Source organism: Massilia sp. 9096, assembly GCF_000745265.1.
Lineage (GTDB): Bacteria > Pseudomonadota > Gammaproteobacteria > Burkholderiales > Burkholderiaceae_D > Telluria.
In genome coordinates, this window is record NZ_JQNN01000001.1 from 3543041 (window position 1) to 3567697 (window position 24657).

23 protein-coding genes are annotated in these 24657 nt (G+C 66.5%); 9 read left to right on the plus strand and 14 right to left on the minus strand.

The window, feature by feature from the left end; all coding sequences use genetic code 11:
* Positions 1 to 25: 25 nt before the first annotated feature.
* The gene (locus FA90_RS15175) at positions 26 to 2269 is read right to left on the minus strand and encodes a xanthine dehydrogenase family protein molybdopterin-binding subunit (protein WP_239700757.1); all 2244 of its coding nucleotides are present in this window, start codon (positions 2267 to 2269) and stop codon (positions 26 to 28) included.
* 23 nt (positions 2270 to 2292) lie between these two features.
* Entirely contained in the window at positions 2293 to 2796 is a 504-nt protein-coding gene (locus FA90_RS15180) for a (2Fe-2S)-binding protein (RefSeq protein ID WP_051971827.1), read from the minus strand.
* 143 nt (positions 2797 to 2939) lie between these two features.
* On the opposite strand from FA90_RS15180, the gene FA90_RS15185 reads away from it, so the two are divergent.
* The 7 genes from FA90_RS15185 to FA90_RS15215 all read left to right on the plus strand — a co-directional run bounded on the left by FA90_RS15185 (position 2940) and on the right by FA90_RS15215 (position 11107).
* The gene (locus tag FA90_RS15185; RefSeq protein WP_036170046.1) at positions 2940 to 3827 is read left to right on the plus strand and encodes an HlyC/CorC family transporter; all 888 of its coding nucleotides are present in this window, start codon (positions 2940 to 2942) and stop codon (positions 3825 to 3827) included.
* Positions 3828 to 3883: 56 nt separating this feature from the next.
* On the plus strand, positions 3884 to 5461 hold the full coding sequence (gene lnt, locus FA90_RS15190; protein WP_307171625.1) for an apolipoprotein N-acyltransferase: 1578 nt from the start codon (positions 3884 to 3886) through the stop codon (positions 5459 to 5461).
* 214 nt (positions 5462 to 5675) lie between these two features.
* Positions 5676 to 6596 (plus strand): glycine--tRNA ligase subunit alpha, encoded by a 921-nt coding sequence (glyQ, locus tag FA90_RS15195; protein ID WP_036170048.1) that lies wholly within the window; start codon positions 5676 to 5678, stop codon positions 6594 to 6596.
* Positions 6597 to 6621: 25 nt separating this feature from the next.
* On the plus strand, positions 6622 to 8730 hold the full coding sequence (gene glyS, locus FA90_RS15200) for a glycine--tRNA ligase subunit beta (protein ID WP_036170050.1): 2109 nt from the start codon (positions 6622 to 6624) through the stop codon (positions 8728 to 8730).
* A 9-nt stretch (positions 8731 to 8739) separates the two neighbouring features.
* Positions 8740 to 9312 (plus strand): D-glycero-beta-D-manno-heptose 1,7-bisphosphate 7-phosphatase, encoded by a 573-nt coding sequence (gmhB, locus tag FA90_RS15205; RefSeq protein WP_036170052.1) that lies wholly within the window; start codon positions 8740 to 8742, stop codon positions 9310 to 9312.
* A 65-nt stretch (positions 9313 to 9377) separates the two neighbouring features.
* The gene (locus FA90_RS15210; protein ID WP_051972195.1) at positions 9378 to 10070 is read left to right on the plus strand and encodes a 1-acyl-sn-glycerol-3-phosphate acyltransferase; all 693 of its coding nucleotides are present in this window, start codon (positions 9378 to 9380) and stop codon (positions 10068 to 10070) included.
* Between the two features lie 56 nt (positions 10071 to 10126).
* On the plus strand, positions 10127 to 11107 hold the full coding sequence (locus tag FA90_RS15215) for a M48 family metallopeptidase (RefSeq protein WP_036170056.1): 981 nt from the start codon (positions 10127 to 10129) through the stop codon (positions 11105 to 11107).
* Positions 11108 to 11151: 44 nt separating this feature from the next.
* Here the strand turns inward: FA90_RS15215 and FA90_RS15220 are convergent, their stop codons facing one another.
* The 6 genes from FA90_RS15220 to FA90_RS15245 all read right to left on the minus strand — a co-directional run bounded on the left by FA90_RS15220 (position 11152) and on the right by FA90_RS15245 (position 17226).
* Positions 11152 to 11703: a YcxB family protein gene (locus tag FA90_RS15220; protein WP_239700760.1), complete on the minus strand. Its 552-nt coding sequence runs from the start codon at positions 11701 to 11703 to the stop codon at positions 11152 to 11154.
* A gap of 44 nt (positions 11704 to 11747) precedes the next feature.
* The gene (gene waaA, locus FA90_RS15225; protein ID WP_036170058.1) at positions 11748 to 13013 is read right to left on the minus strand and encodes a lipid IV(A) 3-deoxy-D-manno-octulosonic acid transferase; all 1266 of its coding nucleotides are present in this window, start codon (positions 13011 to 13013) and stop codon (positions 11748 to 11750) included.
* A gap of 2 nt (positions 13014 to 13015) precedes the next feature.
* Positions 13016 to 14005: a lipopolysaccharide heptosyltransferase I gene (gene waaC, locus FA90_RS15230; protein ID WP_036170061.1), complete on the minus strand. Its 990-nt coding sequence runs from the start codon at positions 14003 to 14005 to the stop codon at positions 13016 to 13018.
* Positions 14006 to 14031: 26 nt separating this feature from the next.
* Positions 14032 to 15414, minus strand: coding sequence for a phosphomannomutase/phosphoglucomutase (locus FA90_RS15235; protein ID WP_036170064.1), 1383 nt, complete (start codon positions 15412 to 15414; stop codon positions 14032 to 14034).
* A gap of 301 nt (positions 15415 to 15715) precedes the next feature.
* Positions 15716 to 16048 (minus strand): H-NS family nucleoid-associated regulatory protein, encoded by a 333-nt coding sequence (locus FA90_RS15240; protein ID WP_036175889.1) that lies wholly within the window; start codon positions 16046 to 16048, stop codon positions 15716 to 15718.
* 83 nt (positions 16049 to 16131) lie between these two features.
* Positions 16132 to 17226 carry a glycosyltransferase gene (locus FA90_RS15245; protein ID WP_036170067.1) on the minus strand — a complete coding sequence of 365 codons (1095 nt, stop codon included), beginning with the start codon at positions 17224 to 17226 and terminating at the stop codon, positions 16132 to 16134.
* A gap of 306 nt (positions 17227 to 17532) precedes the next feature.
* On the opposite strand from FA90_RS15245, the gene FA90_RS15250 reads away from it, so the two are divergent.
* On the plus strand, positions 17533 to 18384 hold the full coding sequence (locus FA90_RS15250; RefSeq protein ID WP_036170069.1) for a symmetrical bis(5'-nucleosyl)-tetraphosphatase: 852 nt from the start codon (positions 17533 to 17535) through the stop codon (positions 18382 to 18384).
* A 6-nt stretch (positions 18385 to 18390) separates the two neighbouring features.
* On the opposite strand, the gene FA90_RS15255 is transcribed toward FA90_RS15250, so the two are convergent.
* The 6 genes from FA90_RS15255 to FA90_RS15280 are packed head-to-tail and all read right to left on the minus strand — an operon-like array spanning position 18391 to position 22985.
* Positions 18391 to 19170, minus strand: coding sequence for a lysophospholipid acyltransferase family protein (locus FA90_RS15255; RefSeq protein ID WP_373994612.1), 780 nt, complete (start codon positions 19168 to 19170; stop codon positions 18391 to 18393).
* Positions 19167 to 20453, minus strand: a complete 1287-nt coding sequence (locus FA90_RS15260) for a dihydroorotase (RefSeq protein ID WP_036175894.1) — start codon at positions 20451 to 20453, stop codon at positions 19167 to 19169. Before FA90_RS15260 ends, FA90_RS15255 begins: the two co-directional genes overlap by 4 nt.
* A gap of 16 nt (positions 20454 to 20469) precedes the next feature.
* Positions 20470 to 21435 carry an aspartate carbamoyltransferase catalytic subunit gene (locus tag FA90_RS15265; RefSeq protein ID WP_036170071.1) on the minus strand — a complete coding sequence of 322 codons (966 nt, stop codon included), beginning with the start codon at positions 21433 to 21435 and terminating at the stop codon, positions 20470 to 20472.
* Positions 21428 to 21973, minus strand: coding sequence for a bifunctional pyr operon transcriptional regulator/uracil phosphoribosyltransferase PyrR (pyrR, locus tag FA90_RS15270; protein WP_036170073.1), 546 nt, complete (start codon positions 21971 to 21973; stop codon positions 21428 to 21430). Before pyrR ends, FA90_RS15265 begins: the two co-directional genes overlap by 8 nt.
* Positions 21957 to 22352, minus strand: coding sequence for a Holliday junction resolvase RuvX (gene ruvX, locus FA90_RS15275; protein ID WP_036170075.1), 396 nt, complete (start codon positions 22350 to 22352; stop codon positions 21957 to 21959). The genes pyrR and ruvX overlap by 17 nt, the downstream gene beginning before the upstream one ends.
* An 18-nt stretch (positions 22353 to 22370) precedes the next feature.
* Positions 22371 to 22985, minus strand: a complete 615-nt coding sequence (locus tag FA90_RS15280; protein WP_239701024.1) for a YqgE/AlgH family protein — start codon at positions 22983 to 22985, stop codon at positions 22371 to 22373.
* A 210-nt stretch (positions 22986 to 23195) separates the two neighbouring features.
* Here FA90_RS15280 and FA90_RS15285 point away from each other — a divergent pair, with 210 nt between their 5' ends.
* A complete protein-coding gene (locus tag FA90_RS15285; RefSeq protein WP_036170077.1) occupies positions 23196 to 24656 on the plus strand; it encodes a deoxyribodipyrimidine photo-lyase in 1461 nt (486 codons plus the stop codon).
* Position 24657 lies beyond the last annotated feature (1 nt).

Here is a 24657-nt window from a genome sequence, read left to right on the forward strand (position 1 = left end):
AGCCCCTTTTTTTACGTCATGTCCGTCACGCCTTTTTCAGCTGGTCCCCGATCGGCAGCTTGCGGATGCGCTTGCCGGTCGCCGCGAACACCGCGTTGGCGATCGCCGGGGCCGAACCCGCGGTGCCCGGCTCGCCGATGCCGCCCGGGTCGTCGTGGCTGTTGACGATGTGGACCTCGATGACCGGCGCCTCGTTGATGCGCATGACGCGGTAGTCGTTGAAGTTGTTCTGCTGGACCCGGCCCTTGTCGACGGTGACCTGGTCCCACAGCGCGGCGCTGGCGCCGAACACGATCCCGCCTTCCATCTGCGCGACGATGGTGTCCGGGTTGATGTTCTGGCCGCAGTCGACCGCGCAGACCACGCGGTGCAGCTGCACCTCGCCGTCCGCGCCGACCGACACTTCGGCCACCTGCGCCATGTAGCTGCCGAACGCGAACTGGCAGGACACGCCGCGCCCGACCTTGCGTCCGGCGATCGGTTTGAGCGGCTTGCCCCAGCCCGCCTTCTCGGCCGCCAGGTTCAGCACCGCCAGCGTGCGCGGCGATTTCTGCAGCATCGAGCGGCGGAACGCGACCGGGTCGGCCTTGGCCGCGTAGGCCAGTTCGTCCATGAAGCTCTCGACCACGAACACGTTGTGGGTCGGGCCGACGCCGCGCCAGAACGCGGTGGCCAGGCCGGGCGGCTCATGGCGCACGTATTCGACGCGCATGTCGGGGATCGTGTACGGGATGTCGGCCGCGGCCTCGACCGCGTCCGGATCGACGCCGTTCTTGACCATCGGCGGCGCGAAGCGCGCCATGATCGACGAGCCGGTCACGCGGTGGAACCAGGCGGTCGGCATGCCCTTGTTGTCCAGCTTGGCCGACAGGCGGTCGTAATAATAGGGGCGGTACATGTCGTGCTGGATGTCTTCCTCGCGCGTCCAGATGACCTTCAGCGGGCCCTTGGCCAGCTTGGCGAACTGCACCGCCTGGATCACGTAGTCGACTTCCAGGCGCCGCCCGAAGCCGCCGCCCAGGTAGAAATTGTGCACCTTGACCTTCTCGACCGGCAGACCGGTCAGCTTGGCGGCGGCGCCCTGGGCCAGCGCCGGTACCTGGGTGCCGACCCACAGGTCGCAGCCATCCTGGCGCAGGTCGACCGTGCAGTTCATCGGTTCCATGGTCGCGTGCGCGAGGAAGGGCAGCTCGTAGACGGCGTCGATGCGGCGGCCGTTGTCCTGCGCCGCCAGCGTCTTGAGCGCGTCGCCCTTGTTGGTCGCGACCGCGCCGCTGGTCTGCGAGGCCTTGTCCATGTCGGCCACGATACCGGCCAGGGTCAGGTTGGCGTTGGCGCCGTCGTCGAAGCGCGGCGCGGCCGCCGCCAGGCCCTGCTTGGCGGCCCAGAAGTTGTCCGCCACCACCGCCACCGCGCCGTCGAGGCGCAGCACCTGGCGCACGCCCTTGACCGCCATCGCCTTCTGCTCGTCGACCGCGGCCAGCTTCCCGCCCATCACCGGCGACGCCGCGACCGCCGCGATGCCCATGTTGGGCAGCTTGGCGTCGATGCCGAACAGCGCCGACCCGTTGGTCTTGGCCGGCGAATCGAGGCGCTTGGTCGACTTGCCGACCAGGGCGAAGTCGGCGTTGTCCTTGAGCTTGACGGTCTTCGGGAAGTTCAGCTTGGACGCCGCGTCGACCAGTTCGCCGAAATTGGCCGAGCGGTTGCTGCCCGCGTGGCGCACCGTGCCGGCCACCACCGTCAGCTCTTCCGGCTTGACGTTCCAGTTCTGCGCCGCGGCCTGGACCAGCACCGTGCGCACCATCGCGCCGGCCGTACGCAGCGGCACGTAGGCGCCGCGCACCGAGGTCGAGCCGCCGGTCACCTGGCCGCCCAGCAGCGGGTCGGCGTACAGCGAGTTGTCGGCCGGGGCCTGCTCCAGCTTCACCTTGGACAGGTCGGCGCCGAGTTCCTCGGCCAGCAGCATCGGCATCGAGGTGAAGGTGCCCTGCCCCATCTCGACCTTGTGGATGATCAGGGTGACGATGCCGTCGCGGTCGATGCGGATGAAGGCGTCGTGCGCCAGGCCCGGCGCCTCGCCGGTGGCGTTGGTCGCGGCCTGGCCGACCGCGGTCTCGGACGGCTTTTGCTTGCGCCCGGCTTCCTCGCCCTGCTTGCGGTCGCAGCCGAACAGCGTGAAGCCGAACAGCAGGCCGCCACCGGCGGCGGCGCCGGCCTTCAGCAGCGTGCGGCGTGAATTCGATACCTTGGCTTTGTCATCGGTCATGTGGTCCATGTGCGCTCCTGGAGTCAGCTTTTGCGGGTTGCGGCCGGTTCGGCGGCGGGCGCCACGGTCGGCGTCGGCAGGCCGGCGGCGATCTTGATCGCGTTGCGGATACGGCCATAGGTGCCGCAGCGGCAGATGTTGCCCGCCATGGCGCCGTCGATGTCGGCGTCGGTCGGCTTGGGTTTGGCCTGCAGCAGCGCCGTGGCCGACATGATCTGGCCCGACTGGCAGTAGCCGCACTGCACCACGTCGATCTGGCGCCATGCGCTTTGCACCTTGGCGCCGACCGGATCGTTGCCGATCGCCTCGATGGTCACGATCTTCTTGCCGACCGCCGCCGACACCGGAGTGACGCAGGAGCGGATCGGCTGGCCGTCGAGGTGCACGGTACAGGCCCCGCACAAGGCCATGCCGCAGCCAAATTTGGTGCCGGTCAAACCGAGCACGTCGCGGATGGCCCACAAAAGGGCGGTATCGTCGGGGACATCGAGGTTGGTGGTGGTACCGTTCACGTTCAAGGCGGGCATTGCTTGCTCCTTAGTAGCGAATTAACAACGATAGAATAACACCGTGTGCGTTGGCGTACACATCGCATAAGTTGCATAAAAATCGGGCATTCCAGCTTTTGGTGTATCCTAATGCCCATCGTAACAACGGCTTCACGCCAACTATGCCCGAGCACCCTGCCGACGTCCGATCGGACGTCAAAACTCACCGGTCGCTGTTCGAACGGCTGACCGCACTGATCTCCCCCGAGCCCGAAAATCGCGCCGAGCTGCTGGAAGTGCTGCACGACGCCCATGAACGCAACCTCATCGACGCCGACGCGCTCTCCATGATCGAAGGCGTGTTCCAGGTATCCGACCTGTCGGTGCGCGACATCATGGTCCCGCGTTCGCAGATGGACGTCATCGACATCACCAAGCCGATCGAGGAATGGCTGCCGATCGTGCTCGAGACCGCGCACTCGCGCTTCCCCGCCATCGAGGGCGAACGCGACAAGGTGGTCGGCATCCTGCTGGCCAAGGACCTGCTGCGCTACTATGCCGAGGAATCGTTCGACGTGCGCGACATGCTGCGCCCGGCGATCTTCATCCCCGAATCGAAGCGCCTGAACGTGCTGCTGCGCGACTTCCGCGCCAACCACAACCACATGGCCATCGTCGTCGACGAGTACAGCGGCGTGGCCGGCCTGATCACGATCGAGGACGTGCTCGAACAGATCGTCGGCGACATCGAGGACGAATACGACTTCGATGAGGAAGAGGACAACATCCTGTCGATCAAGGAAGGCCAGCTCGGCCCGCGCTGGCGCGTCAAGGCGCTCACCGAAATCGAGCAGTTCAACGAAGAGATCGGCGCCAACCTGCCGGAAGACGACGTCGACACCGTCGGCGGCCTGGTCGCGAGCCACCTGGGCCGCATGCCGCACAAGGGCGAGGTGTTCGAACTGGACAACCTGCGTTTCGAGGTGCTGCGCGCCGACGCGCGCCAGATTCACGTACTGCTGGTCGAGAAGCTGCCGTCGCGCGAAGGCGACGACGAAGAGCACGACTGAACATCAATGTCGTTCCCCCCGCAGGCGGGGACGACGAATAGAGATCGGACCCCCGCTTGATCCTGCGCCGCCGCACCCGCCCCACCACCGCCCCCGACCCCGCCCTGCGCGGCACGCGCCCGAGCGCCGTCGGTCTGCTTGGCGCCGCCGTCGCCGGCGCCCTCAGCCTGCTGTCGTTCGAACCCGTCGGCTGGTGGCCGCTGCAGTTCGTCCTGCTCGGCTATTTCTTCTACCAGGTGGGCATGGGCAGTTCGGTCAAGCGCGCCACCCTGCTGGGCTGGGCGTTCGGCTTCGGCTGGTCGATGGGCGGCATGCACTGGCTGACCATCGCGCTGACGAGATATGGCGGCCTGCCCGCGGTCCTGTCAGCGCTGGCGATCGCGCTGCTCGGCCTGTACATGGGCCTGTTCGCGGCCTTGGCCGCCGGCCTCTCGACCTGGCTGAGAAAGCGCTGGTCGCTGCCAGTGCCGGCCTTCCTGCTGATGGTGCTGCCGACGCTGTGGGGCGTTTCGGAATGGATGCGCGGCTGGGTCTTCACCGGCTTTCCCTGGGCATCGTCGGGGTATGCGCACGACACCGCGCCCCTGAGCGGCTTCGCGCCGATCGTCGGCGTGTACGGCATCGGCGTGCTGGTGGCGGTGTGCGCCGGCTGCCTGACGATGCTGACCCAGCGCCGCAAGCTGCCGGCGATCGGCCTGTTCGCCGCGATCCTCGCCGCCGGCTGGGGCCTGAAACAGATCGTCTGGACCCACCCGGCCGGCCAGCCGATCACGGTGCGGCTGCTGCAGGGCGACATTCCGCAGGACGAGAAATTCAGCGCCGCCCACCTGGGCGACATCCTGGTGCGCTACCGCGACATGCTGACCGCGGCGCCGGCCGACCTGATCGCCGGCCCGGAGACCGCGATCCCGGTGTTCCCGCACCAGCTGCCGCCCGGGTACCTGCAGCTGTTTCGCGATTATTCGGCGCGCACCGGCAGCTTTTACTTGTTCGGCATCCCGCTGGCCAGCGACGCCGCCGACTATGCCAACAGCGTGATGGGCATCGGCCCGCAGGGCCAGTCCTACCGCTACGACAAGCACCACCTGGTGCCGTTCGGCGAATTCATCCCGACGGGATTCCGCTGGTTCACCAACCTGATGAACATCCCGCTCGGCGACTTCACGCGCGGCGCGGCGGTGCAGGCGCCGTTCCCGGTCAAGGACCAGATGGTGCTGCCGAATATCTGCTACGAAGACGTGTTCGGCGAAGAGATCGCGCACAACCTGCGCGAGGAAGCGCGTCCGGCCACGGTGCTGCTGAACGTGTCGAACCTGGCCTGGTACGGCGAATCGGTGGCGATCCCGCAGCACCTGCAGATCTCGCGCATGCGCACGCTCGAGACCGGCCGCCCGATGCTGCGCGCGACCAACAACGGCGCCACCGCCATCATCGACGGACGCGGCGAGGTGCAGGCGACGATTCCGTTCTACAGCCAGGGCACGCTGGCGGCGCGCGTGCAGGGAATGGCCGGCAGCACGCCTTACATCCGCTTCGGCAACCTGCTGTTCCTGGCGATCGGCGCGCTGCTGCTGGCCGGGGCCTGGCTGCTGGGACGCGGCCGGCGCACGGCAAAGGCGCAGGCCAGCGATTGAAGTACGCAAATAAGTCGGCCCGAGGTCTTCTATTTCGCCGTATTAATTAGTAAAGTCTGCCAAAGAAAAGATGCCAGTACGCCGGCGGATCGGCGATTCGTTTAGAGTCGGCCGGCAAAACCCGCTAAAATTGGTGTTTTAGCAAACCCGCCGCGTTCGCGCCCACGTGCGCGCGACGCCGACAGCTCCAAGCCGATAAGTCTCAGCCGATAAGATGCTCACATTCCAACAAATCATCCTGACCCTGCAAACCTACTGGGACAAGCAGGGTTGCGCCCTGCTCCAGCCGTACGACATGGAAGTCGGCGCGGGCACCTTCCACACCGGCACCTTCCTGCGCGCGATCGGCCCGGAGCCCTGGCGCGCCGCCTACGTGCAGCCTTCGCGCCGCCCGAAAGACGGCCGCTACGGCGAGAACCCGAACCGCCTGCAGCACTATTACCAGTACCAGGTCGTGCTCAAGCCGGCGCCGGAAAACATCCTCGACCTCTACCTCGGTTCGCTGGAAGCGCTGGGCCTGGACCTGAAAAAGAACGACGTGCGCTTCGTCGAAGACGACTGGGAAAGCCCGACCCTGGGCGCCTGGGGCCTCGGTTGGGAAGTCTGGCTGAACGGCATGGAAGTTACCCAGTTCACCTACTTCCAGCAGGTCGGCGGCCTCGATTGCAAGCCGGTGCTGGGCGAGATCACCTACGGCATCGAGCGCTTGGCGATGTACCTGCAGGGCGTCGAGAACGTCTACGACCTGGTGTGGACCGAGTGGGAAGAAAACGGGGTGAAGAAGTCGCTGAGCTACGGCGACGTGTTCCACCAGAACGAAGTCGAACAGTCGACCTACAACTTCGAGCACTCGAACACCGAACTGCTGTTCCAGGCTTTCAATAACCACGAGTCCGAAGCCAAGCGCCTGATCGAGCTGGCGCTGACCCTGCCGGCCTACGAGCAGATCATGAAGGCCTCGCACAGCTTCAACCTGCTGGACGCGCGCGGCGCGATCTCGGTCACCGAGCGCGCCGCCTACATCGGCCGCGTGCGCACGCTGTCGCGCCTGGTCGCCCAGGCCTATTACGATTCGCGCGAGAAGCTCGGCTTCCCGATGCTGCCCAAAACGTCCGCCGACCAGCAAGCCGCCTGAGACCAGGTAAAAGAATAGAACGAACATGAACCAGACCTCACTTGACACTCTGCTCGTCGAACTGCAGACCGAAGAACTGCCCCCGAAGGCCCTCGTCAAACTGGGCGCCGCGTTCGCCGCCGGCATCGCCAACGGCCTGAAGGCGCGCGATTTCCTCGAAGCCGACAGCGTCGTCACGCCCTACGCCAGCCCGCGCCGCCTGGCCGTCTCGATCACCAAGGTGCGCGCCACCTCGCCGGATAAAACCATCCGCGAGAAAGTGCTGCCGGTGACCGTCGCCCTGGACAAGGACGGCAATCCGACCGCCCCGCTGGCCAAGAAGCTGGCCGCGCTCGGCTTCCCCGACCTGCAGGTCGCCGACCTCGAACGCGCCCAGGACGGCAAGGCCGAATCCTTCTTCTACACCTACTCGGCGCCCGGCAGCCAGCTCGCCGCCGGCCTGCAGCCTGTACTGGAAGAGGCCGTCGCCAAGCTGCCGATCCCGAAGGTGATGAGCTACCAGCGCCCGGACGGCGACACCGTGCAGTTCGTGCGCCCGGTACACACCCTGCTGGCGCTGCACGGCGATACGGTCGTGCCGCTGTCGCTGCTCGGCCTGCAAGCCGGCCGCACCACGATCGGCCACCGCTTCCTGTCGAACGGCCAGCCCTTCGACATCGCACACGCCGACCAGTACGACACCGTGCTGAAGGAACAGGGCAAGGTCGTCGCGACGGGAGAAGAGCGCAAGGAATTCATCCGCACCCAGCTGCTGGCCAAGGCCGGCGCCGACCAGGTGCTGATGCCGGAATCGCTGCTGGACGAGGTGGCTGCGCTGGTCGAATGGCCGGTGGTGTACGAGTGCCGCTTCGAGGACGTGTTCCTGTCGGTGCCGCAGGAATGCCTGATCCTGACCATGCAGACCAACCAGAAGTACTTCGCGCTGACCGATGCCGATGGCAAGCTGCGCTCGCGCTTCCTGATCGTGTCCAACCTGCAGACCGACGACCCGAGCGCCATCATCGGCGGTAACGAGCGCGTGGTGCGCCCGCGCCTGTCCGACGCCAAGTTCTTCTTCGAGCAGGACAAGAAGAAGACGCTGGAGTCGCGCCTGCCGCTGCTGGCCAACGTGGTCTACCACAACAAGCTGGGCACCCAGCTCGAGCGCACCGCGCGCGTGACGCGCCTGGCCGGTTCGATCGCCAAGCGCCTCGGCTACGACGTGCTGCTGGCCGAACGCGGCGCCCAGCTGGCCAAGACCGACCTCCTGACCGACATGGTCGGCGAGTTCCCTGAACTGCAAGGCATCATGGGCACCTACTACGCCCGCAACGACGGCGAGAACGAGGAAGTCGCGCTGGCCGCTTCCGAACACTACCAGCCGCGCTTCTCGGGCGACGCCCTGCCCTCGACCAACACCGGCCTGGTGGTCGCGCTGGCCGACAAGCTCGAGACCCTGGTCGGCATCTGGTCGATCGGCCTGCAGCCGACCGGCGAGAAGGACCCGTTCGCGCTGCGCCGCCACGCGCTGGGCGTGATGCGCATGCTGGTCGAAAAGCGCCTGCCGCTGTCGATCTCCGAGCTGCTGGCGGACGCCGCCGCCGTGTTCGAGACCGTCCCGAACTTCAAGGACCCGCGCGCGGAGGTGACCGCCTTCATGCTGGACCGCCTGCGCGGCATGCTGCGCGAGCGCGGCTTCTCGCCCAACGAAGTGGAAGCCGTGCTGGCCCAGAACCCCGACCGCGTGGACGACGTGGTGCAGCGCCTGGAAGCCGTGCAAGCCTTCGCCGCGCTGCCGGAATCGGCCTCGCTGGCCGCGGCCAACAAGCGCATCACCAACATCCTCAAGAAAAACGAGGAAGCGCTGGCCCAGGCCGGCAACGTCGACCCGGCCCTGCTGCAGGACCAGGCCGAGAAGAATCTGTACGCCAGCGTGCAGCGCGTGCAGCCGGACGTGGACGCGGCCTTCGCGCGCGGCGATTTCGCCGGCACGCTCAGGACCCTGGCCCAGCTGCGCGACGACGTCGACGCCTTCTTCAACGACGTGATGGTGATGGCCGAGGACGTCGCCTTGCGCAACAACCGCCTGGCCCTGCTGGCGATCCTGCACCGCATGATGAACCGCGTGGCCGACATCTCGAAACTGGCGGCATAAGAGATCGTCATGAAGCTGATCATCCTCGACCGGGACGGCGTCATCAACCATGACTCCCCCGAGTTCATCAAGTCGCCCGCCGAGTGGATCCCGATCCCGGGTTCGCTCGAGGCGATCGCGCGCCTGAACCAGGCCGGTTACCGCGTGGTGATCGCGTCGAACCAGTCGGGCATCGCGCGCGAGCTGTTCGACATCTCGACGCTCAACGCGATCCACCAGAAGATGCACAATGCGGCGCAGCAGGTCGGCGCCGACATCGACGCCATCTTCTTCTGCCCGCATGCGGCCGCCGACAACTGCGACTGCCGCAAGCCCAAGCCCGGGATGTTCGAGGAGATCAGCAAGCGCTTCAAGCTCAGCCTGAAGGGCGTGCCGACGGTCGGCGATTCGCTGCGCGACCTGCAGGCCGGCTTCATCAGCGGCTGCGTGCCCTACCTGGTCCTGACCGGCAAGGGCGAGAAGACCCATGCGACCGGCGGCCTGCCGCCCGGCACCCAGGTCTTCCCCGACCTTGCCGGCATGGTGACCGCCTTCCTCAAGACCCACGCCGCCCCGCCCGTCCTACCCCTGCCCGCCGTCTGACCTAGCCCGGAGACCGTTCTTTGCGCCCCATCCTGTTCTTGCGCTCGCTGCTGTTTACCCTCGTCATGGTGCTTGCCACCGTCGTCTGGGCCTGTGTCTGCTTCCTGGCCGCCCCCTTCCCCTACAACACGCGCTTCTGGATCACCTCGCGCTGGAACGTCTTCGTGATCTGGGCCGCGCGCGTGATCTGCGGGATCCGCTACCAGGTCAAGGGCTACGAGAACCTGCCCGCCCAGCCCGCGGTGCTGCTGTCCAAGCACCAGTCGGCGTGGGAGACCATCTTCATGCTGCCGAACATGAAGCGGCCGCTGGTCTACGTCTTCAAGAAGGAGATCCTGTATATCCCCTTCTTCGGCTGGGGCATGGCGCTGCTGCGCATGATCCCGATCGACCGCAGCAAGGGCAAGCGCGCCTTTGCCCACGTGGTCAAGATCGGCAAGGCGCGCCTGGCGGACGGCCAGTCGATCATCATGTTCCCGGAAGGGACGCGCATCCCTGTTGGCCAGAAGGGACAGTACAAGAGCGGCGGCACGCGCCTGGCAATCGCGACAGGTGCCACGGTCGTGCCGATCGCGCATAATTCAGGTGAGTGCTGGCCGAAGAATTCGTTCATCAAGCGCCCTGGCCTGATCACCGTCTCGATCGGCAAGCCGATTTCGCCAGAAAACCACACCGCTGACAGTCTGATGCAAGAGGTCGAAAATTGGATAGAATCGGAAATGCGCGTCATTTCGCCCCACGCCTATTCAGGTACCTGAACGAACTGGGCGCGCAGGCACAAGCACCATTCAAAGCACCGTCTCCGCAGCCCACCATGACTTCCCCCAAGACCGACGCGACGCAGCGCGAGCTGTTCGCACCCGACGCTTTCGAGGCGCGCCAGGCGGCCCCCTCGAATGCCTCGCCGGCAGCGCCGGCGGCATCTGCAACACCCGCCGCAGCCCCCGTTCTGCCCGTCCCGCCCGCCACGCGGTTGCCGCGCCCCGGCCCGCCGCCGCTGTTCAAGGCGCCGCCGGTGCCGACCCGCACCCTGCCGGTGCCGCCGCGCGGTCCCAACGACGGCCCGCTCAAGCAGATCCAGCTCGGATCGCACACCGTGCATTACCTGCTGCGCCGCTCGGCGCGCCGCTCGCACGGCTTCATGATCAACGACGACGGCCTGCACGTGACCTCGCCGCGCAGCGCGCCCCAATCCGACATCGACAACGCGATCCGCGCCAAAGGGCGCTGGATCCTGACCAAGCTGTTCGAACGCAGCGAGCGCCAGGTGATGCGCGCCGCGCGTCCGACGGTCGACTGGGTCGACGGCGCCAGACTGCCCTACCTCGGCGGCGACGTCACGCTGCGCCTGCAGGATGTTGCGCGCAGCCACTGCGTCTACGATCCTGAAACGCGCGAGCTGCGTCTGGGCGTGCCGGCCGGCCTGTCCGAGTGGCAGATCCGCGAGCGCGTCAAGCTGTGGTTCCAGGACGAGGCGCGCCGCCTGTTCCGCGAACGGCTCGACCTGTATGCGCCGCGCGTGGGCGTGAGCTACAACGCGTTCGCGATTTCGTCGGCCGGCACGCGCTGGGGTTCGTGCACGGCGGCCGGCAACATCCGCCTGAACTGGAAGCTGGTGCACTACCCGCTCGCCCTGCTCGATTACGTGGTGGTGCACGAACTGGCGCACCTGCGCGAGATGAACCACAGTCCGCGCTTCTGGGCCGTGGTCGGCGAGACGTTTCCCGATTACGACGGCGCCAAGGCCGCGCTCAAGAAGCGCTCGGTGGAGATGCCGGTGCTGTTTCCCGAGTGAGTCGGGCTAAATGCCCGACGAACCAGTGCCAGGCAACTGCCCTATCACTGGCCGCGGAACTGCAGCTCGCCCTCGGCGCGCGCGCCGGCGATGCCGCGCATGGCGTCGATCTCGTCGGCGCTCAGGCAGCGGAACGGGATCGGCAGCGTGCCGCGCTTGAGCACCAGCATGAAGCCTTTGGTGTAGGTGCGGATGCGGACCACGTCTTCCCATTCGATCAGTGAGACGCCGGTGTCGCTGGTGCGCACGATACCGTGCTGGTCGATCTGGAACTCGTAGGTGCGCTTGCCGCGCCCCAGCAGGACGAAATGCAGGGCCGCCGACAGCGTGCTCTTGATGCGCAGGTAGAGGCCGGCCGGGAAACGGACGCGGCGGCGGTGGATCAGGTAGCCGGCATGCTCCCACATGAAGCCGAGGTATTCGACCAGCGAGTAGCGCACCCAGAAGTGCAGGCTGTGCGATGCCGCCGGAGGATGCACGGTCGGAATGAACGCCGCCGGCATGGCGTCGGCGCCGAGATCGGCGATATCTTCATCCGCGAGCGCCGCATCGCCATCCACGTTGCCGGCCGCTCGCGTGCGATTGGACCACAACATGTGCATCCCCTTTCGTTTTAAGCTAGTGCCCATGGTAACAAAAGTTACACGATAACTCGTCGCAAGAGTTCAACAGTGCGCGCGGTCGCCCCGCGATGCTGGCCTGCGAAGGCCAGCGCCTGCGCGCCCATGTGCGCGCGCGCGGACGCGTCCGCGAGCAGGCACGCGCTCTCGCGCACCAGCGCCTGCGCGTCCGCCACGCGCAGCGCGGCGCCGCTTGCCACCGCCTCGTCGGTCGCCTGCAGGAAGTTGAACGTATGCTCGCCGACCAGCACCGGCTTGCCCAGCGCGCAGGCTTCGATCAGGTTCTGGCCGCCCAGCGGCAGCAGGCTGCCGCCGATGAAAGCCAGGTCGCAGGCGGCATAATAGGCGAACATCTCGCCCATCGAATCGCCCAGCAGGACGTCGGCGTCGACCTGCTGCGGCAGGCTCGATCGGCGCGCCAGCGACAGGCCGCGGCTTTCCACCATGCGCGCCACCTCGTCGAAGCGCTGCGGATGACGCGGCACCAGCAGCAGCAGCGCGCCGGGCGCATGCTGGCGCTGGCGGGCTTGCCAGGCGTCCAGGATCAGCGCTTCCTCGCCTTCGCGGGTCGATGCGCACAGCAGCACCAGACGCTCGTCGAAGCGCGCGCGCAGCATGGCGCCGGTGTCGAGCGCGGCTTGCGGCGGCACGACGTCGAACTTGATGCTGCCGGTGACCGCCACATGCGGCGCGCCGAGCGAAGCGATGCGCCCGGCGTCGGCGTCGGTCTGCGCCGCCACCAGCGCGATGGCGCGCACGGCGTCCGTCATCAGCGACCCGAACTTGCGGCCACGCCGCAGCGAGCGCTCGGACAGGCGCGCGTTCACCAGCGCCACCGGCACCCCGCGCGCGGCGCAGGAACGGATCAGGTTCGGCCAGACCTCGGTCTCCATCAGGATGCAGACGCGCGGCGCGAAATGGCGCAGGAAGCGTCCGGTCATGAAGCCGGTGTCGTAGGGCAGATAGGATTGGACGACGCGGTCCCCATGCTTGCCGAACAGGGCCTTGCCGGTGGCGCGCCCGGTCGGCGTCATGTGGGTCAGCAGGATGCGGCAGTCCGGATAGGCGCGCAGCAGCGCTTCGACCAGCGGCTCGGCGGCGCGCGTTTCGCCGACCGAGACGGCGTGCACCTGGATGGTCGGGCGCGCATCCAGGCGGCGGCAATACGAGCCGAGGCGCTCGCCCAGGTGCCGGCGATAACCCGGCTCCAGCCGTCCGCGCCACCACAGGCGGCCCAGCACCAGCGGCAGCGCCAGCCACCACATCAGCGAATAAAACAAGCGCATCGTCACCCCTCCAGCAGGCGCTTGGCGGCAGCCAGGACCTCATCGACGCGCGGCGGCGCGCCGCCATCGCCGAGGTTGACGATCTTCGGCGACCAGTTGCCTTCGGTCTTCCAGCGCGGCGAATCGACGTAGATCTCGATCGTCGGCGCCTCGAACGCGGCGGCGATGTGGGTCAGGCCGGTGTCGACGCCGACCGCCAGACGCGCGCGCCGCGCCAGTTCGACCGCGTCCATCATCGACAGTTTCGGCAGCACGATGGCATTCGGCAGCGCCGCGGCGAGCTGCTCGGCATCGGTTCTTTCACGCGGCGAGCCCCACGGCAGCAGGATCGGCAAGGGCGCGGGCAGCGCCGCCAATCCTTGTCCGAGGCGGATCCAGTTGGGCGCGTCCCAGCGCTTGGTGGCGCCCGCGGTCGCGTGGAAGAACACCGCGTAATCCCCTGGGGGCATCCAGGCCGGGCGGGTGCCCGGGTCGGGCGGCGCCAGGCCGAAGTCGGGCGGCGTCGCGACCTCGTAGCCGAGCACCGACGCCACCACCCGGCGTCCGCGCGCGACCGCGTGCGTGCGCAGCGCGACCGGCACGCTGCGTGTGTGGAAGATGCGCGAGACGCCTTCGTAGCCGGAATCCTCGGTGCCGTTGGCCATCCCGACCTTCAGGCCGCCCTTGCGCACGCGCGCGGCGGCCATGACGATGCCGGTCTTGATCAGGCCCTGGGTATCGAACACATAGTCGTACTGTTCGGCGCGCAGCTCGCGAAAGAAGGCGCGGAATTCGGCGCGCACGGCGGCGTCGCCGAGGCCCTTCTTCCAGCGCCGCAGCGCGAACGGAATCACCTTGCGCACGCGGGGATTCAGGCGCACCAGGCTGACGTAGCCTTCCTCGACCACCCAGTCGACCTGGGCGGTGGGATCGTGGCGCAGGATGTCGGCCACGATCGGCAGGTTGTGCAGGACGTCGCCGAGAGACGACACCCGCACCAACAGGATCTTCAAAACGGACTCACTTGCTTGGAGCGGACTTAGAACGGCAGCTTGGCGTCCGGTTTGGCAGCCAGGATCACGCGCGCGAACTCTTTCTGGATGCGGTCCAGCGCTTCCGGGTTCTCGCCCTCGAAACGCAGCACCACCACCGGCGTGGTGTTCGAGCCGCGCGCCAGGCCGAAGCCGTCCGGGTACTCGACGCGCAGGCCGTCGATGTCGTTCACGCGGTCCGAGCCGGGGAACCGGGCTTCGGCGCGCAGCTTGTCGATCAGCGCGAAGTTCTCGCCTTCCTCCAGGTGCAGGTGCAGTTCCGGCGTGCTGCTGGCCTTCGGCAGCGCATTGAGCAGCGCCGAAGGATCGGTTTCGCGGGTCAGTATCTCGAGCAGGCGCGCGCCGGTGTACAGGCCGTCGTCGAAGCCGAACCAGCGGTCTTTCCAGAAGATGTGGCCGCTCATCTCGCCGCCCAGCGGGGCGCCGGTTTCCTTCAGCTTGGCCTTGACCAGCGAGTGGCCGGTCTTCCACATCAGCGGACGGCCGCCGTGCTGTTCGATCCACGGGCCGAGGTGGCGCGTGCACTTGACGTCGTACAGGATCTCGGCGCCCGGGTTGCGCGACAGGACGTCGGCGGAGAACAGCATCATCTGGCGGTCCGGGAAGATGATCTGGCCATCCTTGGTGACCACGCCGAGGCGGTCGCCGTCGCCGTCGAAGGCCAGGCCGATCTCGGCGTCCGAGGTTTTCAGCTTCTCGATCAGGTCCTGCAGGTTCTCGGGGTGGGCCGGGTCCGGGTGGTGGTTCGGGAAGTGGCCGTCGACGTCGCAGAACATCTCGATGACCTCGCAGCCCATCGCGCGGAACAGGTCGCCCGCGACCATGCCGGCCACGCCGTTGCCGCAGTCGACCGCGATCTTGATCGGACGGGCGATCTTGACGTCGCCGGCGATGCGCTCGACGTACTGGGCCTTGATGTCGTGGGTCGAGTAGCCGCCCTGCTTGTCGGCGCTCTTGAAGTCGTCGCGTTCGATGGCCTGGTACAGCGCCGTGATGGCGTCGCCATAGATCGCTTCGCCGGCCAGCACCATCTTGAAGCCGTTGTAGTCCGGCGGGTTGTGGCTGCCGGTGACCATGATGCCCGAACGCGCACCCAGCACGTTGGTGGCGAAATACACCATCGGGGTCGCGACCATGCCCAGATCGATCACGTCGACGCCGGCGGCCTGCAGGCCTTCGGCCAGCGCGGCCAGCAATTCAGGGCCTGACAAGCGGCCATCGCGTCCGATGATGACGGTACGCTCGCCCTTGGCCAGTGCGGCGGCCCCGAAGGCCTGGCCGATCTTGCGCGCGATGCCGGCGTCGAGGGTGCTGCCGATGACGCCGCGGATGTCATATGCCTTGAAAATCGTTTTCGAGAGTTGGACCATGGATTTACCTTGATGGGCGAGCGCGTTATGTTATAGCGCTGACAAAAATAAGATATTGTAACGGCAAGCGGGGCGTAGTGGGGTGTTCCTCGTGCAAGTGTGCGAGGCGCAATCGCGGAAACGATCACGGGAACAATCGAGGATGCCGGGCGGGCAGCAATGCGGACTGCGTGGACTTACGGTATTGCGGATATTGATGAAATGCCGGACAAGCGATCCGGCATTTCGATTTGGTACGACAGCCCGAAGGCGCTCGGCATTTACGTATTTTTACGCGAATACCGAATTGAGAAACTCAGGCTCAAACGCGCAGCTGATCGATCGATTTACCGCCCTCGACCCATTCCTTGACCCATTTCGGCTGGCGGCCGCGGCCGGTCCATTGTTGCGAAGCGTCGTCCGGATGGCGATAACGCACGGCCACCGAGCCGATGCCGCCGCCGCTGTTTTTCGATTTCGGACCACGTGCAGCGGAACTGATCAAATCTTCCAGGGGCACGCCGACGCTCTGAGCGATCGCAATGATCTGCTCGCGCGCTTTTTGCAGCTCCTGCTGCTCGCGTTTTTTGGTTTCCTGCTTCAGCTGTTCCTGCAGGTTACGCAAATCCCCCAACGACATATTCGACAGATCCATCATCGTTCCTTGTAAGTAAAGTTAAAACAGGTGCCTTTGAATTCTCACCAATTATTGCAATATACACTATCTGGCGAATTCAATCAGGTCTTTTTGGACCACATGAGCCAACGAGGCGACTTGAATCGAACGATACGCGCATACAACCAGACGTAGCTGATCACGAACAACAAACAGAAGAAAATCAATATGTTGGTATTGCTCCAGAAGATCGTCGCGGGAATAACCGCTGTCAGCGAAAACAGCCAGAGATAAGGCGCCGTCCGGGCGTTCCTTTTCATCAGCGCGCGCGCTTCTTTACGCCCGACGGTCCAAGTCACGATACGCCGGAATATCAGGCTGTGCAGGTGGATGCCGTCCGGTACCGCTGGAGAATGGCCGCGCACGAACATCCGGCGATAGGCCGAAAACACGGTTTCGAATGCCGGATAAATCAGCAGCGTGGCGGCATACCAGGTCGATACCTGGGGGTTGCGCATCACCAGCAACAGCGCCAATTCGCCCAGCATGAAGCCGGTGAAATAAGCGCCGCCATCGCCCAGGAAAATCAATCCGGCCGGGTAATTCCATATCAGGAAACCGGTGGTCGCGCCCGCGACGGTCAAGGCCGACACCAGGATGAACATGTCGCCCACCTGCCATGCGACATAGGCCAGCGACACCAGCATGAAAATCGTGATCGTGCTGGCCAGGCCATTGAAACCGTCGATGATGTTGACGGCATTGGCGATCCCCGCCACTGCCAGCACGGTCAGCGGGAGGGCGATCCACAGCGAACCGAGCTGCCAGCTGAAGAATGGCATGTCGAGGCGGCCGATTTTCGCGTCGAGCATCAGATAACCGAGAAATGCCGCCACCATGGTCAGTATCAGGCGGCGCGATGGGCGTACCCGGCCGGTGTAATCCTCGACGATGCCACCGACGAATGCGATCGATCCGCACACCAGCAGCGCCAGCAAGCCATTGCCGAGGGATGGCACTCGCCAGACCGAAACGCAGGCGCTGAGCGTCACGGCCAGGAAGATCGGCAGACCGCCGATACGCGACACCGCATGCGAATGGACCTTTTGAACGCCGGTGAAATTGGCGTCGAGGGCGCGCCCATGCAATTTCGAATGCTTGATGACCAGCAGGGTCAACAATGCCGATGCGACAAAGCTCAGAAGGAATGAAAACATTTATTATTCTTCAGGTGCGGTAGCCGGGCCGAACACCGCCAGGCAAAAACGGCGAGCAGCCGCGGAGCGAATGGCTTGCCGCTACTCAGCGCGCATTGTACCGGATCGGCCACCTGCACCCGATACGGGAATTTTGATGCGTGCCTTGCTTGTCCTAATTGACGAAGCCTGGAATTATGCGCCCGTTCCTTATCCGCATCGACGACATTTACATTTAGAAATCGTCAACACCCACCGTCACCGCACGGAGAGCGGCCAAATCATTTAGTATCGGCCTGACAAAACCATCAAGGCATCGATACAACAATGAGAACTTATGTGATTGGCGACCTGCAGGGTTGCGCCCATGAAGCGAGCCTGCTGCTGGCGCGCATTGCCGAAGACGCGCAGGCACATGGCGAACAGGCGCGCATCCTGTTCGTCGGCGACCTGATCAACCGCGGCCCCGAATCCCTGACCGCGCTGCGCCGCATGAAGGCGCTGGCCGAGGCCAGCCACGGCCGGGTCGAGGCCCTGCTCGGCAACCACGACCTGCACCTGATCGCGGTGGCGGTCGGCGCCCAGAAGGCGAGCCGCTCGGACACGCTGGAAGAGATCCTGGCCGCGCCCGACCGCGACGAGCTGATCGCCTGGCTGCGCCAGCGCCCGCTGGCGATGTTCGTCGACGCCCACCTGCTGGTGCACGCCGGCGTGCCGCCCCAGTGGAGCGCCGAGCAGACCATGCGCCTGGCCGGCGAGGTCGAGGCGGTGCTGCGCGGCGACGGCTGGATCGACTTCCTCGCCAACATGTATGGCAACCAGCCGGACTGCTGGGACGAGGCCTTGAGCGGGATGGACCGCATCCGCTGCATCGTCAACGCCCTCACCCGCATGCGCCTGTGCTGGCCCGATGGGCGCATGGATTTCCTGCACAAGGAAAGCGACAAAGGGCCGGAAGGCAGCGAGCTGCAGCCCTGGTTCGAGCTGGCGCGCCACACGGCGGACGTCACGGTGGTGTTCGGTCACTGGTCGGCGCTGGGACTGGTGCTGCGGCCCAACCTGATCGGCCTGGACAGCGGCTGCGTCTGGGGCGGCAAGCTCAGCGCGGTATGCCTGGACGACCGCTCGCTGCTGCAGATCGACTGCCCCGAGTACCGCGCTCATAGCGGCAAGAAGTAAGCGCGGCTACCGAGACTGGACCACCCCGAGCGCGCCTTCGATCGCCTCCTGCGCCGCGCGCGCAAGCTCGCGCCGGTGCGCGCCTTCGAACGCGATCGGCGCCAGGCAGCGCAGGCGCGCGGTCATCGGTTCGCCGCCAAGGATGTTGAAGATGCTGTCGACGAACGTGGTGTCGCCGACGTAGTCCACGGCCGGGTGCCAGCCGCCTTGCGCATCGAGATAGGCCAGCGCGTACGGCTGCACCGGCGCGCGCGCGTCGACCGCGGCCTCGAACAGGTTGGCGTGGAACGGCAGCAGCCGGCCCTGGCTGGCCGTGGTCCCTTCCGGGAAGAAGGCCACGCGCTGATGCCGGCGCAGCGCATCCACCATGCCCTGGAAGATGTGGCGCAGGTCGCGCCGGTTGCCGCGCGCGATGAACACCGTGCCGGCCTGGGCGACCAGCCAGCCGAGCACCGGCCAGGCGCGGATTTCGGCCTTGGCCACGAAACGGCAGGGGTGGACCGCATTGAGCACGAAGATGTCGAGCCAGGAGACATGGTTCGACACCAGCAGCCCATACGGCAGGGGCGCCTCCCCGCCGCGCTCGACGTGCACCCGGCAAATGCCGAGCAAACGCGCCGACCAGCGCTGGATCAGGCGCTCGCGCCGCGCGGTGCCGGCCCACGGGAACACCAGCGCGCAGGTGGCCAGGCCCTGCAGCAGGTGCAGGATCAGGCGCGCCAGGCGCCAGGCGACGCGGACGTCCAGGGCCGGTCCTTCGGTGCTGGATCGCCGGGCCGGCGTCAACGCTCGAAGGCGAGCCGGCCGGCGACGATGGTCGCCTTCACCTGCCCGGCCAGTTCGTAGCCGAGGAAGGGCGTGTGCTTGCCCTGGCTGGCCAGCGCGGCCGGACTGACGCTCCAGCGCACCTCCGGGTCGAACAGCACCACGTCGGCGCAGGCGCCCACCGCCAGCGAACCGGCCTCCAGCCCTGCCATGCGCGCCGGCTCGCAGGTGATCTTCGCGAGCGCGCGCGCGAGGGCGTCCCCGGTTTGCGGGCCCTGCTCGTGCGCCCACTTCAGCATCAGCGCCAGCAGCAGTTCCAGGCCGGTGGCGCCCGGCGAAGCTTCGGCGAAGGGCAGCAGCTTCTCGTCGTCGTCGACCGGGGTGTGATCCGAGCAGACCGCGTCGACGGTGCCGTCGAGGACCGCGGCGCGGATCGCCTCGCGGTCGCGCTGGCTGCGCAGCGGCGGGCTCAGACGCGCGTTCGAATCGAAGAAGCCGATGTCGGCGTCGATCAGGTGCAGGTGGTGCACGCCGACGTCGCAGGTGACCGGCAAGCCCTCCTTCTTGGCCGCGCGGATCAGCTCCAGCGCCGCCGCGGACGAGATGCGGCACAGGTGCACGCGCGCGCCCGAGGCGCGCATCAGCTCGAAGGTGGTGTGCAGCGCGATGGTCTCGGACATCACCGGCACGCCGGCCAGGCCCATGCGCGAGGCCAGCGGTCCGCTGTGGGCGACGCCGCCGCGTCCGACGTACGGGTCCTGCGGACGCAGCCAGATGGTGTAGCCGAAGGTTTTTGCGTACTGCATGGCGCGCAGCAGCACGTTGGTGTCTTCGATCGGTTCTTCGGCCTGGGCAAAGCCGATGCAGCCGGACTCGGTCAGCTCGGCCATCTCGGTCAGCGCCTTGCCCTTCAGGCCGACGGTCAGCGCGCCGAGAGGATGCACGTGCGCCTGGCGCAGCTTGCGGGCGCGGTGCTTGAGCATCTCGACCAGGCCGGGTTCGTCCAGCACCGGGTCGGTGTCGGGCGGGCATACCAGCGTGGTCACGCCGCCCTGCATCGCCGCCTGCATCTCGGATTCGAGCGTGGCCTTGTACTCGTAGCCCGGCTCGCGCAAGCGCACCGACAGGTCGACCAGGCCGGGCGCGACCACCAGGCCGGCGGCATCAACGGTGCGCTCGGCCGTGAAGCCTGCCGGTGCGCTGCCCACGGCGGCGATCTTGCCGTCGGCGATGAACAGGTCCTGCACGGCGTCGATGCCGTTGGCCGGGTCGATCACGCGGCCGTTCTTGATATGTAAATTCATGCTCATGCTTGCTCGATCAGGAATGGCTGCCGGCGACGATGCTCATCACCGCCATGCGGACCGCGATGCCGAAGGTCACCTGCGGCAGGATCACCGCCTGCGGACCGTCGGCCACGGCCGAGTCGATCTCGACGCCGCGGTTCATCGGGCCCGGGTGCATCACGATGGCGTCCGGCTTGGCCAGCGCCAGGCGCTCCGGGGTCAGGCCGTAGCTCTTGAAGTATTCGCCGGCCGAGGGCAGCAGCGCGCCCGACATGCGTTCGTTCTGCAGGCGCAGCATGATGATCACGTCGACGTCCTTCAGGCCCGCGTCCATGTCGGTGAAGACGCGCACGCCCATCTGCTCCAGGCCGCCCGGCAGCAGCGTGTGCGGGCCGATCGCGCGCACTTCCGGCACGCCGAGCGTGGTCAGCGCGTGGATGTCCGAGCGCGCCACGCGGCTGTGCAGGATGTCGCCGACGATGGCCACGCGCAGGTTGGTGAAATCCTTCTTGTAGTGGCGGATCGTGTACATGTCGAGCAGGCCCTGGGTCGGGTGCGCGTGGCGGCCGTCGCCCGCGTTCACCACGTGCACGTGGTTCTGCTTCGTGTCGTTCAGGTGCTTGGCGATCAGGTAGGGGGCGCCCGACTGCGAGTGGCGCACCACGAACATGTCGGCGTGCATGGCCGCCAGGTTGTCGATCGTGTCCAGCAGCGATTCGCCCTTGCTCGTCGACGAGGCCGCGATGTTCAGGTTGATGACGTCGGCCGACAGGCGCTTGGAGGCGATCTCGAAGGTGGTGCGGGTGCGCGTCGAGTTCTCGAAGAACAGGTTGAACACGCTTTTCCCGCGCATCAGCGGCACCTTCTTGACCTCGCGGTCGGAGATGCTCACGAAGCTCGAGGCGGTGTCGAGGATGTGGTTGATGATGGACTTGGGCAGGCCTTCGATGGTCAGCAGGTGCTGCAGCTCGCCGTTCTTGTTCAGTTGCGGGTTATGCATTGTCGTCTTCGATCGTGAGCGAGAGTTGGCCGGCGGGGTCGCGCGCGAGCGCGAGCGACTGGCCGGCGCCGAGCTGGGCCTGGGCGCCGACGAAATCGGCGGCCACCGGCAGTTCGCGCCCGCCGCGGTCGGCCAGGGCGGCCAGCATGATGCGCTGCGGACGGCCGTAGTCGAACAGCACGTTGATCGCCGCGCGCACGGTGCGGCCGGTGTACAGCACGTCGTCGACCAGCAGGAGCGTCGCGCCGTCGACGTTGAATTCGATCCGGGTCGGCTTCACGTCCGGATGCAGGCCTTTCTTGGCATAGTCGTCGCGGTAGAACGAGACGTCGATGAAGCCGAGGCGTGCCTGCAGGCCAAGGTCGCTGGCCAGCCGTTCGGCCAGCCAGGCGCCGCCGGAGTGGATGCCGACGATGGCGGCATCCGGCTTGCCGGCCAGGCCGGTGCGGACCTGGGCGAGCAGCTCGCGATACAGCGCTTCGGCATCGAAGCCGCCGGTGTTGCCGGTGCTGTTCGCGTCGTTAGTATTGTTGGGCATGGTCGTCAAAGTACTGTTGCAAAATGATGGCGGCGGCCTTGGCGTCGATGATCTCGCCGCGCTTGGCCGGAATCACGGCCGAGGAATAGCGTTCGTCGACCAGCGCGACCGGCAGGTTGAAGCGGCCATTGAGCTGGTTGGCGAAGCGGCGTGCGCGCAGGGTCATGTCGTGCTCGGCACCGTCGGGATGGCGCGGCTCGCCGACGACCAGGCGCGCCGGGCGCCATTGCTCGATCAGGTCGCCGATGACCTTGAAGCGCGTCGCGTTGTCGACGGCCTTGATGACGTCGAGAGGTTGCGCCTGGCCCGTCAGGGTGTTCCCCATGGCGATGCCGATGCGCTTGATGCCGAAGTCGAATCCGAGAACGATGTCTACCATTACAGGGACTGCGCTTCCTTACGCATGGCCGGCCTCGGAGGCGAGCATCAACGGATCGATACCCAGCAGCTTGATGGCGGCGTTGTAGCGTTCCTCGATCGGCAGGTCGAACAGCACGTGCGCGTCGGCGCCGACGGTCAGCCAGCCGTTGCGGGCGATTTCCTCTTCGAGCTGGCCCGGACTCCAGCCGGCGTAGCCGATCGAGACCAGCATGCGGCGCGGCCCGTTGCCGTTGGCGACGGCTTCGAGCACGTCGATCGAGGTGGTGAAGGCGACGTCGTCGGTGACCGCCAGCGAGGACGAATAGCGTCCGCTCGGCGAGTGCAGCACGAAGCCGCGGTCGTCCTGGACCGGGCCGCCGAACATGATCGGCTCGTTGACGACGTCCGAGCCCAGGCTGTCGGAGAGCTTGAGGTCGATGCGGTCGAACAGCACGTCCATGATCATGTCGGTCGGCTTGTTGATGACGACGCCGAGCACGCCCTTGTCATTGTGTTCGCAGATATACACGACAGTGCCGCCGAAGATCGGATCGTTCATCGATGGCATTGCGATTAGGAAATGATTGGCCAGGTTGAGCTGCGAGGACAGTCCACTCGCAGACGCCAGGCCAGGCGTATCCGCCTGGGGCATTCCGGCCATGGTTAGAGGCTTGCCGACCTTACTTTTCTTCATACTCATACTCTCTGTTGGCTCACTCTCTGTTACGCGCTTCAAATGCTTGGGTTTTTCGTTAGTTTACACCCATTTGCTCACGCAGCCATCAGAGGCAACGCGGCCGATGCGAACCCGAGGTATGGTAGACAGTAAAATTCCCTATTGCATTGACTCCGCACACAGAAGATGACTTTGAGAAATTCCTTGGTATGGTTCCGGCGCGATCTGCGGGTCGACGACCATGCCGCCCTGCATCATGCGCTGCGTTCCTCGCGCCGGGTGTTCGCGGTATTCGTGTTCGACAGCGACATCCTGGCCGGCCTGGCGCCCGACGACCGGCGCCTGTCCTTCCTGCATGCGTGCGTGCACGAGCTCGATACATATTTAAGTGAATTCGGAGGTTACCTCATCGTCCGGCATGGGAGCGCCGCGCACGAGATCCCGCGCCTGGCCGCCGAGCTCGATGCGGAATCGGTGTTCGCCAATCACGACTACGAGCCGCAGGCGATCGCGCGCGACCGCGCCGTGCTGGATGCGCTGCGCCGCGACGGCCGCAGCCTGCAGAGCTTCAAGGACCAGGTGATCTTCGAGAAGGACGAGGTGCGCACGCTGGCCGGCGGCGCGTTCTCGGTGTTCACGCCGTATAAGAACGCCTGGCTCAAGCGCCTGCGCGCCGAACCGGAAGCCCTGCTGCCCTTCGACACCAGGCCATACGCCGGCGCGCTCGCGCCTGCGCCCGCGCACGCGCGCGAGGAAGATGCGCTGCCCGACCTGGAACGGCTGGGCTTCGAGCCATCGCCGCAGCCCGTGGCCAACGCCGGGGTGCGCGGCGCCGAACGCGCTTTCGAAGGGTTCCTGGAGCGCCTGGGCCGCTACGACCGCGAGCGCGATTTTCCGGCGCTGGACGCCACCTCGCGCCTGTCCGTGCATCTGCGCTTCGGCACCCTGAGCGTGCGGCGCCTGGCGCGCACCCTGGCCGAGCGCGAACGCAGCGGCGCGGCCGGCAGCGGCGACGCGGTCTGGCTGTCGGAGCTGATCTGGCGCGAGTTTTACATGATGATCCTGCAGCGCCATCCGCGCGTGGTCACGCAGTCGTTCAAGCCGGCGTTCGACGCCGTAAGCTGGGACGAAGGCGAGGCCGCCGACGACTTGTTCGACGCCTGGTGCGCAGGCCGCACCGGCTACCCGCTGGTCGACGCCGCGATGCTGCAGCTGAACCGGACCGGCTTCATGCACAACCGCCTGCGCATGGTGACGGCCAGTTTTCTCACCAAGGACCTGGGCATCGACTGGCGCCGCGGCGAGCGCTATTTCGCGCGCCGGCTGCTCGACTACGAACTCAGTTCCAACAACGGCGGCTGGCAATGGGCGGCGTCGACCGGGTGCGACGCGCAACCCTGGTTCCGCATCTTCAATCCGGTCACGCAGTCGCGCCGCTTCGATGCGAGCGGCGCCTTCATCCGCCAGTGGCTGCCGCAGCTGGCGCGCCTTGGCGGCGCGGCGATCCACGCGCCGTGGCTGGCGAAACCTGCCGCGCTGGAGGAGGCGGGCCTGGTGCTGGGGCGCGATTACCCGCTGCCGGTGGTCGACCACGAGCAGGCGCGCGCCAGGACGCTGGCGCGCTTCCGGGTGCTGAAAGAGGATTGAC